The organism is Arthrobacter wenxiniae, from assembly GCF_013376105.1.
Classification (GTDB): Bacteria; Actinomycetota; Actinomycetes; order Actinomycetales; family Micrococcaceae; genus Specibacter; species Specibacter wenxiniae.
This window is the reverse complement of record NZ_JAAMFM010000041.1, coordinates 18,466-33,947: the sequence shown is the minus strand read 5'-3', so window position 1 is coordinate 33,947 and position 15,482 is coordinate 18,466. Positions and strand designations below refer to the sequence as shown.

Annotated in this window: 15 protein-coding genes; 5 read left to right on the top strand and 10 right to left on the bottom strand. The window is 67.1% G+C overall.

The window, feature by feature from the left end:
• Window positions 1-776 (bottom strand): GntR family transcriptional regulator (locus G6034_RS18295; RefSeq protein WP_176636532.1); only part of this gene is annotated, 776 nt, incomplete at its 3' end.
• Between the two features lie 80 nt (window positions 777-856).
• Between G6034_RS18295 and G6034_RS18290 the strand changes: the two genes are divergently transcribed.
• The gene (locus tag G6034_RS18290; RefSeq protein ID WP_176636531.1) at window positions 857-1,144 is read left to right on the top strand and encodes an HPr family phosphocarrier protein; all 288 of its coding nucleotides are present in this window, start codon (window positions 857-859) and stop codon (window positions 1,142-1,144) included.
• 142 nt (window positions 1,145-1,286) lie between these two features.
• Here the strand turns inward: G6034_RS18290 and G6034_RS18285 are convergent, their stop codons facing one another.
• From G6034_RS18285 to G6034_RS18265, 5 genes are all read right to left on the bottom strand, one after another.
• Window positions 1,287-1,688, bottom strand: a complete 402-nt coding sequence (locus G6034_RS18285) for an aa3-type cytochrome oxidase subunit IV (protein ID WP_176636530.1) — start codon at window positions 1,686-1,688, stop codon at window positions 1,287-1,289.
• A complete protein-coding gene (gene ctaD / locus G6034_RS18280) occupies window positions 1,685-3,391 on the bottom strand; it encodes an aa3-type cytochrome oxidase subunit I (protein WP_176636529.1) in 1,707 nt (568 codons plus the stop codon). The genes G6034_RS18285 and ctaD overlap by 4 nt, the downstream gene beginning before the upstream one ends.
• Before the next feature lie 13 nt (window positions 3,392-3,404).
• Window positions 3,405-4,274: an aa3-type cytochrome oxidase subunit II gene (gene ctaC, locus G6034_RS18275; protein ID WP_176636528.1), complete on the bottom strand. Its 870-nt coding sequence runs from the start codon at window positions 4,272-4,274 to the stop codon at window positions 3,405-3,407.
• Between the two features lie 182 nt (window positions 4,275-4,456).
• A complete protein-coding gene (locus tag G6034_RS18270) occupies window positions 4,457-4,840 on the bottom strand; it encodes a HesB/IscA family protein (protein WP_176636527.1) in 384 nt (127 codons plus the stop codon).
• Window positions 4,841-4,959: 119 nt separating this feature from the next.
• Window positions 4,960-6,390 carry a dipeptidase gene (locus G6034_RS18265; RefSeq protein ID WP_176636526.1) on the bottom strand — a complete coding sequence of 477 codons (1,431 nt, stop codon included), beginning with the start codon at window positions 6,388-6,390 and terminating at the stop codon, window positions 4,960-4,962.
• A gap of 71 nt (window positions 6,391-6,461) precedes the next feature.
• On the opposite strand from G6034_RS18265, the gene G6034_RS18260 reads away from it, so the two are divergent.
• Together G6034_RS18260 and G6034_RS18255 are read left to right on the top strand one after the other, a co-directional pair.
• Window positions 6,462-7,064 (top strand): DUF3043 domain-containing protein, encoded by a 603-nt coding sequence (locus G6034_RS18260; protein WP_176636525.1) that lies wholly within the window; start codon window positions 6,462-6,464, stop codon window positions 7,062-7,064.
• A gap of 109 nt (window positions 7,065-7,173) precedes the next feature.
• Window positions 7,174-8,178, top strand: coding sequence for an aldo/keto reductase family protein (locus G6034_RS18255; RefSeq protein ID WP_176636524.1), 1,005 nt, complete (start codon window positions 7,174-7,176; stop codon window positions 8,176-8,178).
• Window positions 8,179-8,214: 36 nt separating this feature from the next.
• Here the strand turns inward: G6034_RS18255 and G6034_RS18250 are convergent, their stop codons facing one another.
• The gene (locus tag G6034_RS18250; RefSeq protein ID WP_176636523.1) at window positions 8,215-9,282 is read right to left on the bottom strand and encodes a quinone-dependent dihydroorotate dehydrogenase; all 1,068 of its coding nucleotides are present in this window, start codon (window positions 9,280-9,282) and stop codon (window positions 8,215-8,217) included.
• A gap of 87 nt (window positions 9,283-9,369) precedes the next feature.
• Here G6034_RS18250 and G6034_RS18245 point away from each other — a divergent pair, with 87 nt between their 5' ends.
• Entirely contained in the window at window positions 9,370-11,043 is a 1,674-nt protein-coding gene (locus G6034_RS18245) for an FAD-binding dehydrogenase (RefSeq protein ID WP_176636522.1), read from the top strand.
• Entirely contained in the window at window positions 11,040-12,062 is a 1,023-nt protein-coding gene (locus tag G6034_RS18240; protein ID WP_176636521.1) for an alpha/beta fold hydrolase, read from the top strand. The genes G6034_RS18245 and G6034_RS18240 overlap by 4 nt, the downstream gene beginning before the upstream one ends.
• A 20-nt stretch (window positions 12,063-12,082) precedes the next feature.
• On the opposite strand, the gene G6034_RS18235 is transcribed toward G6034_RS18240, so the two are convergent.
• The 3 genes from G6034_RS18235 to leuA all read right to left on the bottom strand — a co-directional run bounded on the left by G6034_RS18235 (window position 12,083) and on the right by leuA (window position 15,474).
• Entirely contained in the window at window positions 12,083-12,910 is an 828-nt protein-coding gene (locus G6034_RS18235) for an isoprenyl transferase (protein ID WP_176636520.1), read from the bottom strand.
• Window positions 12,911-12,916: 6 nt separating this feature from the next.
• A complete protein-coding gene (gene recO, locus G6034_RS18230) occupies window positions 12,917-13,669 on the bottom strand; it encodes a DNA repair protein RecO (RefSeq protein WP_176636519.1) in 753 nt (250 codons plus the stop codon).
• 65 nt (window positions 13,670-13,734) lie between these two features.
• Window positions 13,735-15,474: a 2-isopropylmalate synthase gene (gene leuA, locus G6034_RS18225; RefSeq protein WP_176636518.1), complete on the bottom strand. Its 1,740-nt coding sequence runs from the start codon at window positions 15,472-15,474 to the stop codon at window positions 13,735-13,737.
• Between the last annotated feature and the right edge of the window lie 8 nt (window positions 15,475-15,482).

The following is a 15,482-nucleotide window of genomic DNA, read 5'->3' as shown; positions in this document are numbered from 1 at the left end:
TAGCTGCGGCGCGTGCGAACTCCAGGCCGCTGCAGGGGCACACGCAGCTTGTAGCGGTCGGCCCGGTAAAACGAAATGGAGTAGTCCACGGACGATCTGGACACATAGGCGTGGCGCTCCATCCGCAGGACCGGGGCACCGACGTCGACCTTGAGGAGCCGGGCAATGGACGGGGTGGCAGCATTGGCCTCCACAATGTCCTCCCCCCACTCGATGACCAGCCCATAGCGTTCGCTCAGCAGGTTGTACAGCGAGGTGGGTGGACCCTGCTCCAGGATCCCCGGCACGCGCCACGCGGGGATGAAGTTTTCATCGACGCTCATGGGCTCCTCGTCAGCGAGCAGGAGCCTCCGGAAACGGATGACGGCCTGGCCCTCCTCCATCTGGAGTTCGCGCGCCAGGCGGGCCGTGGCCGGGATCTGCTCAAAGGACAGCGTCCGGGCCGCCGGGCGCATGCCTCGGCGCTGCATCTCCTCCGAATAGGAGGTCAGCTTGACCTGGACGTCGAGTTTCTGATGGGAAATAAACGTGCCCACCCCCACCACGCGGTCCAAAAGATCCTCATCGACCAGGGCCTCGATGGCCTGCCTGACGGTCATGCGGGCCACGCCAAAGTGCAGCGCGAGGTCGCGCTCGGACGGGAGCTGGCTGCCAGCCTTGGCATGCTCGGTGATGTAGCCCCGGAACAGTTCCCGCAGCTGGATGTGGACAGAGACGCCGGAGGTCCGCTCCAGCTGCCCCGGAACGTCGCTCGCCGGAGGCACCAAATAGCCCATGAAACTCCTTTGCTGACGATAGACAGCCTAAAACACGACTAGTCTCATTACGTAAACCAACTAACGCCAAGGAGCGAGCAATGTACACCCGGAAAGCCACCATAGCGACCAGCGTGGGCCTCCACGCCCGGCCGGCTGCGGTCTTTGTCCGCGCCGTCAACCAAACGGGCCTGCCCATCCTGCTGGCCAAGGAGGGCCTGGACCCCGTTGACGGGCGCTCACTCCTGGAGGTCATGACGGCCGACTTCGGGTGCGGCACCGAAGTGGAGATTTCCGTGGCGGCCACGGGCGCCGGCGACGACAGCGTCCGGGCGGCGGTGGACCGCCTGGCCGAACTGCTGGGCACGGACCTGACCGAGCCGGGCTGAGCCGGCCAACCCCGCGCCACTTGACGTCCCGGCACCCGCGTCCCGGCACCCGCGTCCCGGCAATGTCGAAAGGGCCCGTCCCCCACTGTGAAGTGGGGGACGGGCCCTTTCGTTGATTCAGGCTTTGACGCCCAGGCAATGCTTAGTGGGCGTGGTCCCCGCGGCTGTATTCGTACACCCAGCCGACCAGGGCAATCACGGCCAGGCCGGCCCCGAGGAACAGGACCCACCAGCCCACTGCCAGGCCCATGAAGCCCGTTGCACAGGCCAGGCCGAGCACCAGGGGCCACCAGCTCCAGGGGCTGAAGTGCCCCTGTTCACCGGAGCCTTCGTGGATTTCAGCATCCACGCGGTCTTCGGGGCGGGGCCCGACGCGGTTGCCAGTGTAGTACAGGTACACGCCGATCATCAGGCACAGGCCGGCAACCAGGAACAGGGCCAGGAAGCCCACGTGCTCCTGCCAGTTGACCATGAACCCGTAGACGGTCCCCACGGGGATGAAGAACGCCCCGACCAGCATAAAGAGCCAAGCTTCCACCTTCACTGGGCTGCTCCCTTCGATGAAGCGGTCACGGGTGCCGGTTGATAGTGCGGAGCCAGTTCCGGATGGTGCAGGTCCAGGGCGGGACGCTCGGAACGGATGCGCGGCAGCGAGGTGAAGTTGTGCCGCGGCGGCGGGCAGGATGTGGCCCATTCCAGCGAGGCGCCAAATCCCCAAGGATCGTCAACTTCGACCTTCTTGGCGCTGCGCCACGTGATGTAGACGTTCCAGAACCAGGGGATCATGGACGCGCCGAGCACGAAGGAGGAGATGGTCGAGAACTGGTTCATCCAGGTGAAGCCATCCTGCGGCAGGTAGTCCGCGTAGCGGCGCGGCATGCCCAGGACACCCAGCCAGTGCTGGATCAGGAATGTGCCATGGAAGCCCAGGAACAGCATCCAGAAGTGGATCTTGCCCAGGCGCTCATTGAGCATCTTGCCGGTGAACTTTGGCCACCAGAAGTAGAAGCCGGCAAACATGGCGAACACAACGGTTCCGAAAACGACGTAGTGGAAGTGGGCCACCACAAAATAAGTGTCCGAGACGTGGAAGTCCAGCGGCGGTGAGGCCAGGATGATCCCCGTCAGGCCGCCAAACAGGAAGGTGACGATGAAGCCCAGGCTCCACAGCATGGGGGTCTCAAAGGTCAGCGAGCCCCGCCACATGGTGCCGATCCAGTTGAAGAACTTCACGCCCGTCGGAACGGCGATCAGCATCGTCATGAAGGAGAAGAACGGCAGCATTACCTGGCCGGTGACGTACATGTGGTGTGCCCACACGGTCACGGACAGGGCGGCAATGGAAATGGTGGCGAAGACCAGGCCCTTGTAGCCAAAGATGGGCTTTCGGCTGAAGACGGGGAAAATCTCCGACACGATGCCGAAGAACGGCAAGGCGATGATGTACACCTCGGGGTGCCCAAAGAACCAGAACAGGTGCTGCCACAGCATGGCGCCGCCGTTTTCCGGGTCAAAGATGTGCGCCCCAAAGCGCCGGTCCGCACCGAGGGCAAACAGGGCCGCGGCCAGCGGGGGGAACGCCATGAGGACCAGGATGGCCGTGATGAGCGTGTTCCACGTGAAGATGGGCATGCGCCACATCGTCATGCCGGGAGCCCGCAGGGTGATGATGGTGGTGATGAAGTTGACCGAACCAAGGATGGTTCCAAAACCGGAAAGGGCAAGGCCAAACACCCACAGGTCCCCGCCCACGCCGGGACTGAAGGTGGTGTTGGACAGCGGCGCATAGGCAAACCAGCCAAACGCCGCGGCACCCTGGGGGGTGATGAAGCCGGAGACGGCGATGGTGCTGCCGAAGAGGAAGAACCAGAACGCCAGCGCGTTGAGCCGCGGGAAGGCGACGTCGGGCGCACCGATCTGCAGGGGCATGATCACGTTGGCGAAGCCCGCAAACAGTGGGGTGGCAAACATGAGCAGCATGATGGTGCCGTGCATGGTGAACAGCTGGTTGTACTGGTCCTTCGTCTGCAGGATCTGCATGCCGGGCTCAAACAGCTCCGCCCGAATGATGAGCGCCATGACGCCACCAAGACAGAAGAAGATGAATGAAGAGATCAGGTACATGTATCCGATCGTCTTGTGGTCGGTGGACGTAATCCAGTTGACGACGATGCGTCCCTTGGACACGGGGACCACCCTAGGTGCAGCCGAATTCAATTCGGTTGCCGAGTACTCGAGTGTAGACACTTTCCTCTCCCCCCTACTTCTGGTTCAGATTCGGATTGCGGTCGTACTTGTTGCCAAGGTCGCCCGTCTGGCCCTTGGCCTTCAAGGACGCAAGGTGCGCATCAAACTCGGCCTGCGTGACCACCTTGACGTTGAAGAGCATCTCCGAGTGGTACTCGCCGCACAGCTCCGCGCACTTGCCGTCGTACTCGCCCAGGGCGGTCGGCGTAAGGGTCATGTAGTTGGTGACACCGGGCAGGACGTCCTTCTTGTCCAGGAACGCCGGCACCCAGAACGAGTGGACGACGTCGCGGGAGTTCAGCTGCAGTTCAACACTTTTGTTGATCGGCAGGTAAAGGGTGGGGAACTTCGACTTGTCGATCGCCGTTCCGTCGAGCTGGGCCTGGACGCCAACGTCGTATACGCCCTCAGGCACGTTGGGACCCTGCAGGTAGTTGAAATCCCACGACCATTGCTTGGCCCGGACGTCAATGGTGACGTCCGGATGGTCCACGCGGGCGTTGATGGATTGCTGCTGCACGTCGGTGAAGTGGAAGAACACCAGCACCATGAACAGAGGCACCAACACGTAGAAGACCTCCAGCGGGAGGTTGTAGCTGGTCTGGCGCGGGAAGCCGGTGGCGCCCTTGCGGCGGCGGTAGGCGATGATGCACCAAATGATCAGGCCCCACGTAATCAGGCCGATGATCAAGACCGTGATCCAGGTATTGACCCACAGGTCAATGATCCCTGCCGTGTGGTTGGTGGTCTCTCGCGTCGACGGCAACCAGCCATTCTTATTCTCTGCCGTACATCCAGACAAAGCTAACGCTCCGGCAATCGCCAGCCCCGCTATGGGGATGACTTTTGCGCGTCGGCTGCCGGTTCGGTCCTGCGAACTCACAGACGGCCCTTCCTCTTGTTACTGCGCACCGGGCAGGCCAAGTGCCTGCGGCGCGAAACGGGTTTTACTACTCGATGTAGAGCTTACCGCCATGGCGCGCAAAATGCGCACCAAACCCACCGTGCGTCGGCGGCGAAAAGTGAAAATCCGCCGATCGGCCCTGCATCAGGTATAAGGCTTTGTCAGTGGAACGAGTCGCCGCAGGCACAGGAGCCCCCGGCGTTCGGGTTGTCGATGGTGAAACCCTGCTTTGAAATGGTGTCTTCAAAGTCGATGCTGGCGCCATCGAGGTAGGGCACGCTCATCTTGTCGATGACGACCTCGACGCCGTCAAACTCACGGACCGCGTCCCCGTCCAGGAGCCGCTCGTCAAAGTACAGCTGGTAGATCAGGCCGGAGCATCCGCCCGGCTGCACGGCGACGCGCAGGCGCAGGTCGGTGCGGCCTTCCTGTTCAAGCAGGCTGCGGACCTTCCCGGCGGCGACGTCGCTGATCAGCACGCCGTGGGCGGGCAGTTCGGCCACATCAAGGGAAGCTGTGGTTTCTTCGTGGACATTTGCAGTCATGGCATTTCCTTACGTGGGGTACAAATACATGCTACGTCGGGCCCGGCACGGGCGCTAACCTTGGCAACCATGCAGGGCCCGTTTGTGTTCCCCGCCTCACCTTCCCCGTCATGAAAGTGCTAGCGGGGCTCGTTCATGGACGCGTTCACGGCGGCCAGCAGGAGCGCCTCCGCAACGATCGCCTTTTCAAAGTCGCCCAGGTGCAGCGATTCGTTGGCGCTGTGCGCCCGGGAGTCGGGGTCCTCGACGCCGGTCACCAGGATTTGGGCCGACGGGAACACCTCGTTCAGGTCGGCGATGAAGGGAATGGAACCGCCCATGCCGCTCTCGACGGCAGGAACGCCCCAGGACTCCCCCAGCGCCCACAGCGCGGTCTGTGCCGCCGGGGCGCCCGTGTCCGTGGCGAACGGCTGGCCGGCTTCCCCCGGGATGAAGGTCGTGCGCGCGCCAAACGGGGCGTGGCGCTGCACGTGGGCGTCGAGGGCAGCCATGGCCGCGTCGGGGTCTTGTCCGGGGGCCAGCCGCACGCTGATCTTGGCGCGGGCCGCCGGCAGCAGCGTGTTCGAGCTCATGGCCACGGAAGGGATGTCCATGCCGATGACGGACAGGGCCGGCTTGTCCCACAGGCGCGAGGTGATGCTCCCCGTGCCGGCAAGGCGGACGCCGTCCAGCACCGCGGCGTCGGCACGAAAGGTCTCCTCCGGGTAATCCAGGTCCGCATGCCCGCCGGAGGTGAGTCCCTCGATGGCGACGGATCCGGCGTCGTCGTGGAAGGTGGCAATCAGGCGGGAAAGCAGCGTGGGGGCGTCCAGGATTGGGCCGCCGAACATGCCTGAGTGCACGGCGTGCCGGAGCACCCGGACCTCCACGGTGCCGTCCACCAGGCCGCGCAGGCTGGTGGTCAGGGCCGGGACGCCCACCTTCCAGTTGGAGGAATCGGCGACGACGATCACGTCGCCGGCGAGGAGCTCGCGGTAAGTCTGCAGGAAAGTGCGGAAGGTGGGCGAACCCGCCTCTTCCTCGCCCTCGATGAACAAAGTCACCCCGAGGCCGAAGTCCGCGCCCAGGACCTCGGACAGCGCACGCATGGCACCGATGTGGGCCATGATGCCCGCCTTGTCGTCCGCGGCGCCGCGGCCAAACAGCCGGCCGTCCCTTTCGACGGCGGTGAACGGCTCGGTCTCCCAGAGCGACAGGTCCGCCGGCGGCTGCACGTCGTGGTGGGCGTAGAGGACCACGGTGGGATAGCCGGGCCGTGCCGGCTTCCGGGCGACGACTGCGGGTCCGCCCGGCGTCCCGTCCTCCTTGTTGACGCGCAGTACCTGCACATCGTCCAGGCCCAGTCCGCGCACCAGCGCCGCCACCGCCTCGGCGCTGCGGTCAAGCTGGGCGGCGTCAAAGGCGTCCCAGGCGATGCCCGGAATGGCGACGAGTTCCTTGAGTTCGGCCACTGTCGCACCGAATCTGCGGCCCACGCTGCCGCGCAGGGCGTCGACGGGGACTCCGGCGCCAAGGCCGGAGGAGGACACGGGATGGGTATCTTCAGTCATGAAATCCAGCCTACCGCCGCCATCACACGCCCCCGTCAAGCGGCGGCGCGCTTCCGGGGTATCCTTTACGGGTGTTTGGACGTAAGAAAGATCAAGCCCCCGACCCGCAGGCCGCGCCTGCCTCCTCCGAATCGATTGACAGGTCCAGGGACCCCCAATCGGCCAAGGGCGTGCCCACGCCGTCGCGCAGGGAACAGGAGGCAGCCCGCAAGCGCCCGCTGGTTCCCAACGACCGTGCCGCAGCCAAGGAAGCTGCCCGGGACGCCCGGCGGGAGGAGCAGGCCCGCATGCGCCGCGCCCTCGACACCGGCGAGGAGCGCTTCCTGCCGATCCGCGACAAGGGCCCGCAGAAGCGCTACGCCCGCGACTTCGTGGACGCCCGCTTCAGCCTCGGCGAATACGTCATGTTCGTGGCACTGGCCATCGTGATCCTGACCGTGGTCATCCCGCCCACGAACAACTCGCAAATTTACATCTTCATGCTGTTCTGGGTCATGGTGGCCGGTGTGGCCGTTGATGCCTGGTTCATGTCCCGCAAGCTCAAGCGCAAGCTGGTCGAGAAGTTCAAGACCGTGGACCACGGCGTGATCTGGTACGGCACCATGCGTTCCCTGCAGTTCCGCCGGCTGCGACTTCCCAAGCCGATGGTCAAGCGCGGCGAGTGGCCCAGCTGATCCCAGGACGCCGCGGAGCCGGTCCCTTCCCCACGGAAGCGGCCGGCTCCGCCGTTTAAGCCGCGCCGGCTTGGCCGTGCCCGGCGCCGGGTGTGGTTAGGCTGGGGACATGGAATACCGATACCTTGGCCGCTCAGGCCTGAAGATCACCGAAATCACCTACGGCAACTGGCTCACCCACGGATCGCAGGTGGAGAACGACGTCGCCACCTCCTGCGTGCGTGCCGCGCTCGACGCCGGCATCACCACCTTTGACACGGCGGACGCCTACGCGAACGGCAAGGCCGAGGAAGTGCTTGGCGACGCCCTCGCCGGAGAGCGCCGCGAGTCCCTGGAAATCTTTACCAAGGTGTACTGGCCGGTGGGACCGAAGGGGCCCAACGACACCGGGCTGTCCCGCAAGCACATCATGGAGGGCATCAACGGCTCGCTGCGACGCCTGGGCATGGACTATGTGGACCTCTACCAGGCCCACCGCTTCGACCATGAGACGCCGCTGGAGGAAACCATCGCCGCATTTGCCGACGTGGTCCGTGCGGGCAAGGCGCTGTACATCGGCGTCAGCGAATGGTCGGCGGACCAGATGCGGCGCGGCCAGGCCCTGGCCCGCCAGGCAGGGTTCTCGCTGGTGTCCAACCAGCCGCAGTACAACGCCCTGTGGCGGGTGATTGAGCCCGAGGTCATCCCGGCGGCGAAGGAACTGGGCATGTCCCAGGTCGTGTGGTCGCCCATGGCGCAGGGCATGCTGTCCGGAAAGTACCTCCCGGGCCAGCCCGCGCCGGCCGGCTCGCGCGCCACGGACGAACATGGCGGCAAGGACACCATCAGCCGTTACCTGGACGACTCGATCCTGGAGAACGTGCAGAAGCTGCGACCCGTCGCCGAGGAGCTTGGACTGTCCATGGCGCAACTGGCCATCGCCTGGGTCCTGCAAAACGACAACGTCGCCACGGCCCTGGTGGGCGCCTCCCGCCCCGAACAGGTGGCTGAAAACGTCAAGGCCTCCGGCGTGAGGATTCCGGCCGACCTCATGGCCGCCATCGATTCGGCCCTTGCGCCCAGCATCGAGCGTGATCCCGCCAAGACGGTCAGCCCGGCAGCGCGCCCCGCATAGCGGCAACCGCGGGCCCTTCAGGCGGCGGGCTGCCGCCTACTTCCGCAGCCTGGCCAGGTCCTTGTTGATGCGGGACGCCCAGAATGGCCCCTCGTAGAGGAAGGCCGTGTAGCCCTGGACCAGCGTGGCGCCAGCGTCGAGGCGTTCCTGCACGTCCGCGCCGGATTCCACGCCGCCCACCGAGACCAGGGCCAGGCGGTCCCCCACCGCGGCCTTCAGCTGCCGCAGCACGGCCAGGGAGCGGGCCTTCAGCGGCGCGCCGGACAGGCCGCCCGCCCCCTTCGCCTCCACGAGCCGGGCCGGGCTGGCCAGGCCGTCGCGGCTGATGGTGGTGTTGGTGCAGATGATGCCGTCAAGTCCCAGGTCCAGCGCCAGTTCGGCGACGTCGGCGATGTCCTCATCGGAGAGGTCCGGGGCGATCTTCACGAGCAGGGGCACGTGCCGGCCCGCCGCGGAATCGGCGGCTTCGCCCACCCCGGCCAGGAGCGGGCGCAAGGTTTCAACGTTCTGCAGCAGGCGCAGCCCGGGCGTGTTGGGCGAGCTGACGTTCACCACCAGGTAGTCCGCCGACGGTGCCAGGGTGCGGGCGCTGACCAGGTAGTCCGCCAGCGCGTCGTCCAGCCCCACAGCCTTGGTCTTGCCGATGTTCACGCCCACCACGGGCCGGACCCCCGCGTACGCGCCGCCCAGCTCGGCCAGCGCCCTGGTGAGGCGTGGCGCCACGGCGGCGGCGCCGTCGTTGTTAAATCCCATGCGGTTGATGACGGCCCGGTCCTCGACGAGGCGGAAGAGGCGCGGCTGCGGGTTGCCGGGCTGCGCCTGTCCCGTGATGGTCCCCACCTCAATGTGGCCGAAGCCCAGGTCGGCCAGTGCGTTGATGCCCCGGCCTTCCTTGTCAAAGCCCGCGGCGAGGCCGAACGGCGTGGGGAAGGTGAGCCCGAACGCGGTGGTCCGCAGTGACGGGGACGGGGCGAACAGGCGACGCAGCACGGCACCGGCACCCGCCCTGTGGGCCGCCTTGATCAACGTGAACCCGATCTTGTGCGCCCGTTCGGCGTCCATCCAGGAGAAGCAGAGCCGAAAGAAGGTGGGGTAGATGCGCATGCCCCCCAGTTTTCCGTCTTGGCGGCGCAACTGCAAAACGGCGGGGCGTCCGCGTCGCGGTCCGGAGGCAGGCACTAGCATGGCGTCATGGAAAGCAATGCCGGCGGGTCCACGTTTCAGGCCGATGTTGTGGTTGTCGGGGCCGGGCTGTCCGGACTGGTCTGCGCCGCGGAAGCCTACAACGCAGGCCGCCGGGTGCTGCTGCTCGACCAGGAACCGGAAGCGTCGCTGGGGGGCCAGGCCCACTGGTCCTTTGGCGGGCTGTTCCTGGTGGACTCCCCCGAGCAGCGCCGGCTGGGCGTGAAGGACACCGTGGAGCTGGCCCTGTCCGACTGGCAGGGGTCGGCGGCCTTTGACCGGCCCGTTGACTACTGGGCCCGCCAGTGGGCGGAAGGCTATGTGCACTTTGCCGCGGGCGAGAAGCGGGCCTGGCTGCACTCCCTGGGCGTGCGCTTCTTCCCCCTGGTCCAGTGGGCCGAGCGCGGCGGCTACGACGCCCAGGGACACGGCAACTCCGTCCCGCGCTTCCATGTGGTCTGGGGCACGGGTCCCGGAATCCTGGAGCCGTTCCTGGCCAAGGTGGCCGAGGGCGTGGCCGGGGGGCGGGTCCGGATGGCCTTCCGCCACCGCGCCACGGAGCTGGTGTTCGACGCCGGACGCGTCACCGGGGTGCGCGGCGACGTCCTCGCCGCCTCCCCCGCCGGGCGGGGCAGGGCCAGCAGCCGTGATGTGGCGGGCTCCTTCACCGCCTCGGCCGGCGCCGTGGTGGTCACCACGGGCGGCATTGGCGGCAATCATGACATGGTCCGGCGCCAGTGGCCGGGCGGCGCCAGCCCGAAGTCCATGCTCACGGGCGTGCCTGCTTCGGTGGACGGGGAATTCCAGCAGGCCGTGGCCGCGGCCGGGGGCCGGCTCGTCAACACCGACCGCATGTGGCACTACCCCGAAGGCATCCACAACCCGGACCCGGTTTGGCCCAACCACGGCATCCGCATCCTCTCGGGGCCGTCCCCGCTCTGGCTGGACGCGACCGGGCAGCGGCTCCCCGTGCCCCTGTTCCCAGGCTGTGACTCGCTGGGGACGCTGCGGCACCTGGGCACCACGGGGCACGACCATTCCTGGTTTGTGCTGAACAAGACCATCATCAGCAAGGAGTTCGCGCTCTCCGGCTCCGAGCAAAACCCCGACCTGACCGGCAGGGACGTCAAGCTGCTGGCCAAGCGGGCCCTGCCGGGGGCCACCGGGCCCGTCCAGAAGTTTCTGGACCGCGGCGTGGACTTCCTCCAGGCCTCCACCGCCCAGGAACTGGCCCGGAGGATGAACGCCCTCATCCGCGAGGACCTGATCGACCCTGCCGGACTCCACGAGACGCTGGCCGCGCGCGACCGGCAGGTGCTCAGCGGGCTGGGCAAGGACACCCAGCTCAACGCCATTCGCGAGGCCCGCCGTTTCGCCACGGACCGGCTGATGCGCGTGGTGCCGCCGCACCCCCTGCTCGCCCCGGAGCATGGCCCGCTGATTGCCGTCCGCCTGTCCACTCTCACCCGCAAGAGCCTGGGCGGGCTCCAGACGGACCTGGCTGCCCGGGTGCTTGACCACGCCGGGGCGCCCCTGGCCGGGCTGTTTGCCGCGGGCGAGGCGGCCGGCTTCGGCGGCGGCGGGATGCACGGGTACCGCTCCCTGGAGGGGACGTTCCTGGGCGGCTGCCTGTTCTCGGGGCGCAGCGCCGGGCGCAGCGCGGCGGCAGCGACGGCGTCGTGAGCGGAGGGCCCGGCGCCTGGACCGGCGACATTCTGGGTCCGGACTACCAGGCACTCGTGCTGGCGGTCCCGCGCCCGGACGGCACGCCCAGGCAGGCCACCCTGGTCCGCCACCGCCCGGCGGGCACGGCAGGTCAGGCAGAGCCGGCGGCCGCCGCGGCGGGAGCCGTGCGGCGACCGGCAGTGCTGTACATCCATGGGTGGAGCGACTACTTCTACAACACCGGGCTCGCGGAGTTTTTCACTGGACACGGCTATGATTTCCACGCGCTGGACCTGCACAACCACGGCCGCAACCTGGTCAGTCACGAACTCGGCGGCTACGTGGACGACCTGTCGGACTACGACGATGAAATCACTGTGGCGCACGCCACCATCCAGGCGGAAGCAGGCGCGGGGGGCCGCGACTTTCCCCTGCTCCTCATGGGCCACTCCACGGGCGGGCTGATCGCGGCCTTGTGGGCCCGGAAATATCCGGCCAAGGTGGGCCAGCTTGTGCTCAACAGCCCGTGGCTGGAGATCCAGGGCGGCGCGGCCATCCGGCGTGCGGCCACTCCCCTGGTTCGCCCCGTGGCCGATCTGCGCCCGCTGACGCGGATGCGCGTCCCGGAGCGGACGTTTTACTGGCGCGGCATCAGCGACGAGGCCTACGGCGAGTGGCGCGTGGACCGCAGCATGCGCCCGCCCCAGGCGTTCCCGGTCCGGGCGGGCTGGATGCGGGCTGTCCTGGCGGCGCAGCGCCGCGTGGCCGGCGGGCTCGGCCTGCCCATGCCCGTCCTTGTCCTGCTCTCGTCGCGCAGCATGCTGGGGCCCGTGTGGAACGACGCGATGCTGCGGGCGGACGTGGTGCTGGACGTGCGCGCCCTGGCCCTGCGCGCGGTGTCGCTGGGTGACAGCGTCACCGTGGAACGCATTGACGGGGCCCTGCACGAGGTGTTCCTCTCCACCGGGAACGTTCGGCGGGACGCGTACCGGCGGCTGGAGCGCTGGCTGCGGGGATACGCTTCCGGCAACGGTTAATGGCACGGGTGTGCCAACAACTACCCCTGCTGCCGGGCCGCGGTGGCGGCATCGACGGCGCCGCCATATCGACGGTCGCGGCGGGCAAATTCATCCACCGCGGCCCACAGCGTCCTTCGGTCGACGTCCGGCCACAGCGTATCCATGAAGACGAACTCGGCATAGGCGCTCTGCCACAGCAGGAAGTTGGAGGTCCTCTGCTCGCCGCTGGAACGCAGAAACAGGTCGACGTCCGGCATGTCCGGGACATACAGGTACTTGTGGATGCTTCGCTCGGTGATGGACTTGGGGTTGACCTTGCCGGCGGCCACGTCGGCCGCCAGTGCCGCCACGGCGTCGGCGATCTCCGCCCGCCCGCCGTAGTTAACACACATGGTCAACGTGATGGTGGTGTTGTCCCTGGTGCATTCCTCGGCCACCTGGAGTTCCTTGATGACCGAGCCCCAGAGCCGCGGCTTGCGGCCGGCCCAGCGGATGCGCACGCCCCAGGCGTCCAGCTGGTCCCGCTGGCGTCTTAATACGTCCTTGTTAAATCCCATGAGGAAGCGGACCTCGTCCGGTGACCGCTTCCAATTTTCGGTGGAGAACGCATAGACGCTGACGTACTTGATGCCCATTTCGATGGCGCCGGCCATGACGTCCAGCAGTGCGGGTTCGCCGGCCTTGTGGCCTTCCACGCGCGGCAGGCCGCGCTGGTTGGCCCAGCGGCCGTTGCCGTCCATGACAATCGCCACATGCCGGGGTATGAGTGCCGCCGGAATGTCCGGCATCACCGCACCGGACGGGTGCGGCCACGGGGCCGTGACGGCGGACCGCGGCTTGCCGCGGCTCCCTTGTTGTGCTGCCATGGGTTTCTACACACGCTCCACAAGTTTCAGGGAACGCACAGTGCGTTCCAAATGCCATTGGACGTAGCCTGCCACCAGGCCGGCGGCCTCCCGGCGGTGAGTGTTTTCCGACGCATCGGCCCCCGCCCAGTCGCCGCTGAGCAGGCTGGCCAGCAGGGACATGGTTTGCGGCGCGGGCGCCGGCGATCCCGGCGGACGGCATGCGGGACACACGGCCCCGCCCAGTGCCGCGCTGAAGGAGCCGTGGGGGCCGGGCTCCCCGCACCGGGCGCAGTCGCCGAAGCTGGGGGCCCAGCCGCCGATCGACACGGCCCGCAAGAGATAGGAGTCCAGGATCAACTCCGGCGCATGCGCCCCGCGGCTCAGCGCGGCCAGGGCACCGACCAGCAGCAGGTAGTGCGCGCCGGAGGTTTCGCCGTCGACGTCCGTGAGCCGCTCGGCCGTTTCAGCCATGGCCGCCGCCACCACGTAGCGGTCATAGTTGGCCGCGATGGCGTCGCCGTAGCTCGCTTTCGCCACGGCCTGGGTGACGATGTCCAGTGTGCGGCCCTTGACCAGCTGGAGGTCGGCCACCATGAACGGTTCAAGCCGCGCCCCGAACTTGCTGCTGGTGCGCCGGACGCCGCGGGCCACGGCGCGCAGCTGGCCGTGGCGGTGGGTCAGCAGCGTGATGATCCTGTCCGCTTCACCCAATTTGTGGGTGCGCAGGATGACCGCGTCATCCCGGTAGGTGCGCGAGGCGAACGATTGACTGGACACCCCTACATCCTCCCACCTGCCGCTTCACTTCCCCACCCACCACGCCCGGCCGCCGGCGCGGATGCCTACGCGTTGGCGTCCCGGATGGCGCGGTTGACCGCGGAAATGACGGCCTTGAGCGAGGACGTGGAGGTGTTGGCGTCGATGCCCACGCCCCAGAGCACGCGCTCGCCCACGGCGCATTCGACGAAGGCTGCGGCCCGGGCGTCGCCGCCCTCGCTCAGCGCGTGCTCGGAGTAATCCAGTACCCGCACGTCCACGCCGTCCTCGCCCAGGATGGCCAGCAGCGCGGCGATGGGCCCGTTGCCGGTGCCCGTGCGGCTGCACTTCACCCCGTCGATCGTCATGGTGGCAATCAGCGTCATTTCGCCGTCGTCGTCGGTGGACGTGGTGAAGGAGCCGATCCTGTAGCGGCCCCAGGCGTCATTGGAGACCTCGGCGGGCAGGTACTCGTCGGTGAAGATGTTCCACAGCTCACCGCCGCTGACCTCGCCGCCGACGGTGTCGGTGCGCCTTTGGATGACGCCGGAGAATTCAATCTGTGCGCGGCGGGGCAGGTCCAGGTTGTGTTCGTTCTTGAGCAGGTAGGCCACGCCGCCCTTGCCGGACTGTGAGTTCACCCGGATCACGGCCTCGTAGCTGCGGCCCAGGTCCTTCGGGTCGACCGGCAGGTACGGGACGGCCCAGGTGTGCTCCGAGACAGGGTTGCCCGCCGCGGCGGCGTCCGCCTCCAGCGCTTCCAGGCCCTTCTTGATGGCGTCCTGGTGGGAACCGGAGAACGCCGTGAAGACCAGGTCACCGCCGTAGGGCGTGCGCTCGGCCACCGGCAGCTGGTTGCAGTACTCCACGGTGCGCCGGACGTCGTCGATGTCGGAGAAGTCGATCATGGGGTCGATCCCCTGCGTGAACATGTTCAGGCCCAGCGTGACCAGGTCCACGTTGCCCGTGCGCTCACCATTGCCGAAAAGGCAGCCTTCGATCCGGTCCGCGCCCGCCAGGTAGCCCAGCTCCGCGGCGGCGACGCCGGTGCCGCGGTCGTTGTGCGGGTGCAGCGAGAGGATGATTCCCTCCCGCGGGTGCAGGTTGCGGCTCATCCACTCAATGGAATCCGCATACACGTTGGGCGTGGCCATTTCCACGGTGGCGGGCAGGTTGATGATGACCTGCCTGTCCTGCGAAGCCTCAAAGATGTCGGCGATGGCGTTGCAGACGCGCAGCGCGAACTCCGGCTCGGTCCCCGTGTAGGACTCCGGGGAGTATTCATAGGTTATGTGGGTGTCCGCCAGGGACTCCTCGTACTTCCTGCACAGCCGTGCGCCCTGGAGCGCGATGTCCAGGATGCCGTCCCCGTCCTGCTTGAAGACGACCCGGCGCTGCAGCACGGAGGTGGAATTGTAGAGGTGCACAATGGCCTGCCGGGCACCGGCCAGTGACTCGTAGGTGCGCTCAATCAGGTGCTCGCGGGCCTGCGTCAGGACCTGGATGGTGACGTCGTCGGGAATGTGGCCGCCCTCGACCAGCTGCCGCACAAAGTCGAAGTCCGTCTGCGACGCGGACGGGAAACCGACCTCAATTTCCTTGTAGCCCATCTTGACCAGCAGCTGGAACATCTTCATCTTCCGGCCCGGGCTCATGGGGTCGATGAGCGCCTGGTTGCCGTCGCGCAGGTCCACGGCGCACCAGCGCGGGGCCTTGGTGATGACCTTGTCCGGCCAGGTGCGGTCCGGGAGGTTGACCGTGATCTGGTCCTGGAATGGAATGTAGCGGTGGACCGGCATGCCTGAGGGCTTTTGTGCGTTTCGCATGGAAGTGA

What these genes read in the sequence shown, in the direction of transcription:
- G6034_RS18290 (WP_176636531.1), top strand. Translation starts at nt 857, where the DNA reads ATGTACACCCGGAAAGCCACCATAGCGACCAGCGTGGGCCTCCACGCC.
- G6034_RS18270 (WP_176636527.1), bottom strand. Translation starts at nt 4,840, where the DNA reads ATGACTGCAAATGTCCACGAAGAAACCACAGCTTCCCTTGATGTGGCC.
- G6034_RS18265 (WP_176636526.1), bottom strand. Translation starts at nt 6,390, where the DNA reads ATGACTGAAGATACCCATCCCGTGTCCTCCTCCGGCCTTGGCGCCGGA.
- G6034_RS18255 (WP_176636524.1), top strand. Translation starts at nt 7,174, where the DNA reads ATGGAATACCGATACCTTGGCCGCTCAGGCCTGAAGATCACCGAAATC.
- G6034_RS18250 (WP_176636523.1), bottom strand. Translation starts at nt 9,282, where the DNA reads ATGCGCATCTACCCCACCTTCTTTCGGCTCTGCTTCTCCTGGATGGAC.
- G6034_RS18245 (WP_176636522.1), top strand. Translation starts at nt 9,370, where the DNA reads ATGGAAAGCAATGCCGGCGGGTCCACGTTTCAGGCCGATGTTGTGGTT.
- G6034_RS18235 (WP_176636520.1), bottom strand. Translation starts at nt 12,910, where the DNA reads ATGGCAGCACAACAAGGGAGCCGCGGCAAGCCGCGGTCCGCCGTCACG.
- leuA (WP_176636518.1), bottom strand. Translation starts at nt 15,474, where the DNA reads ATGCGAAACGCACAAAAGCCCTCAGGCATGCCGGTCCACCGCTACATT.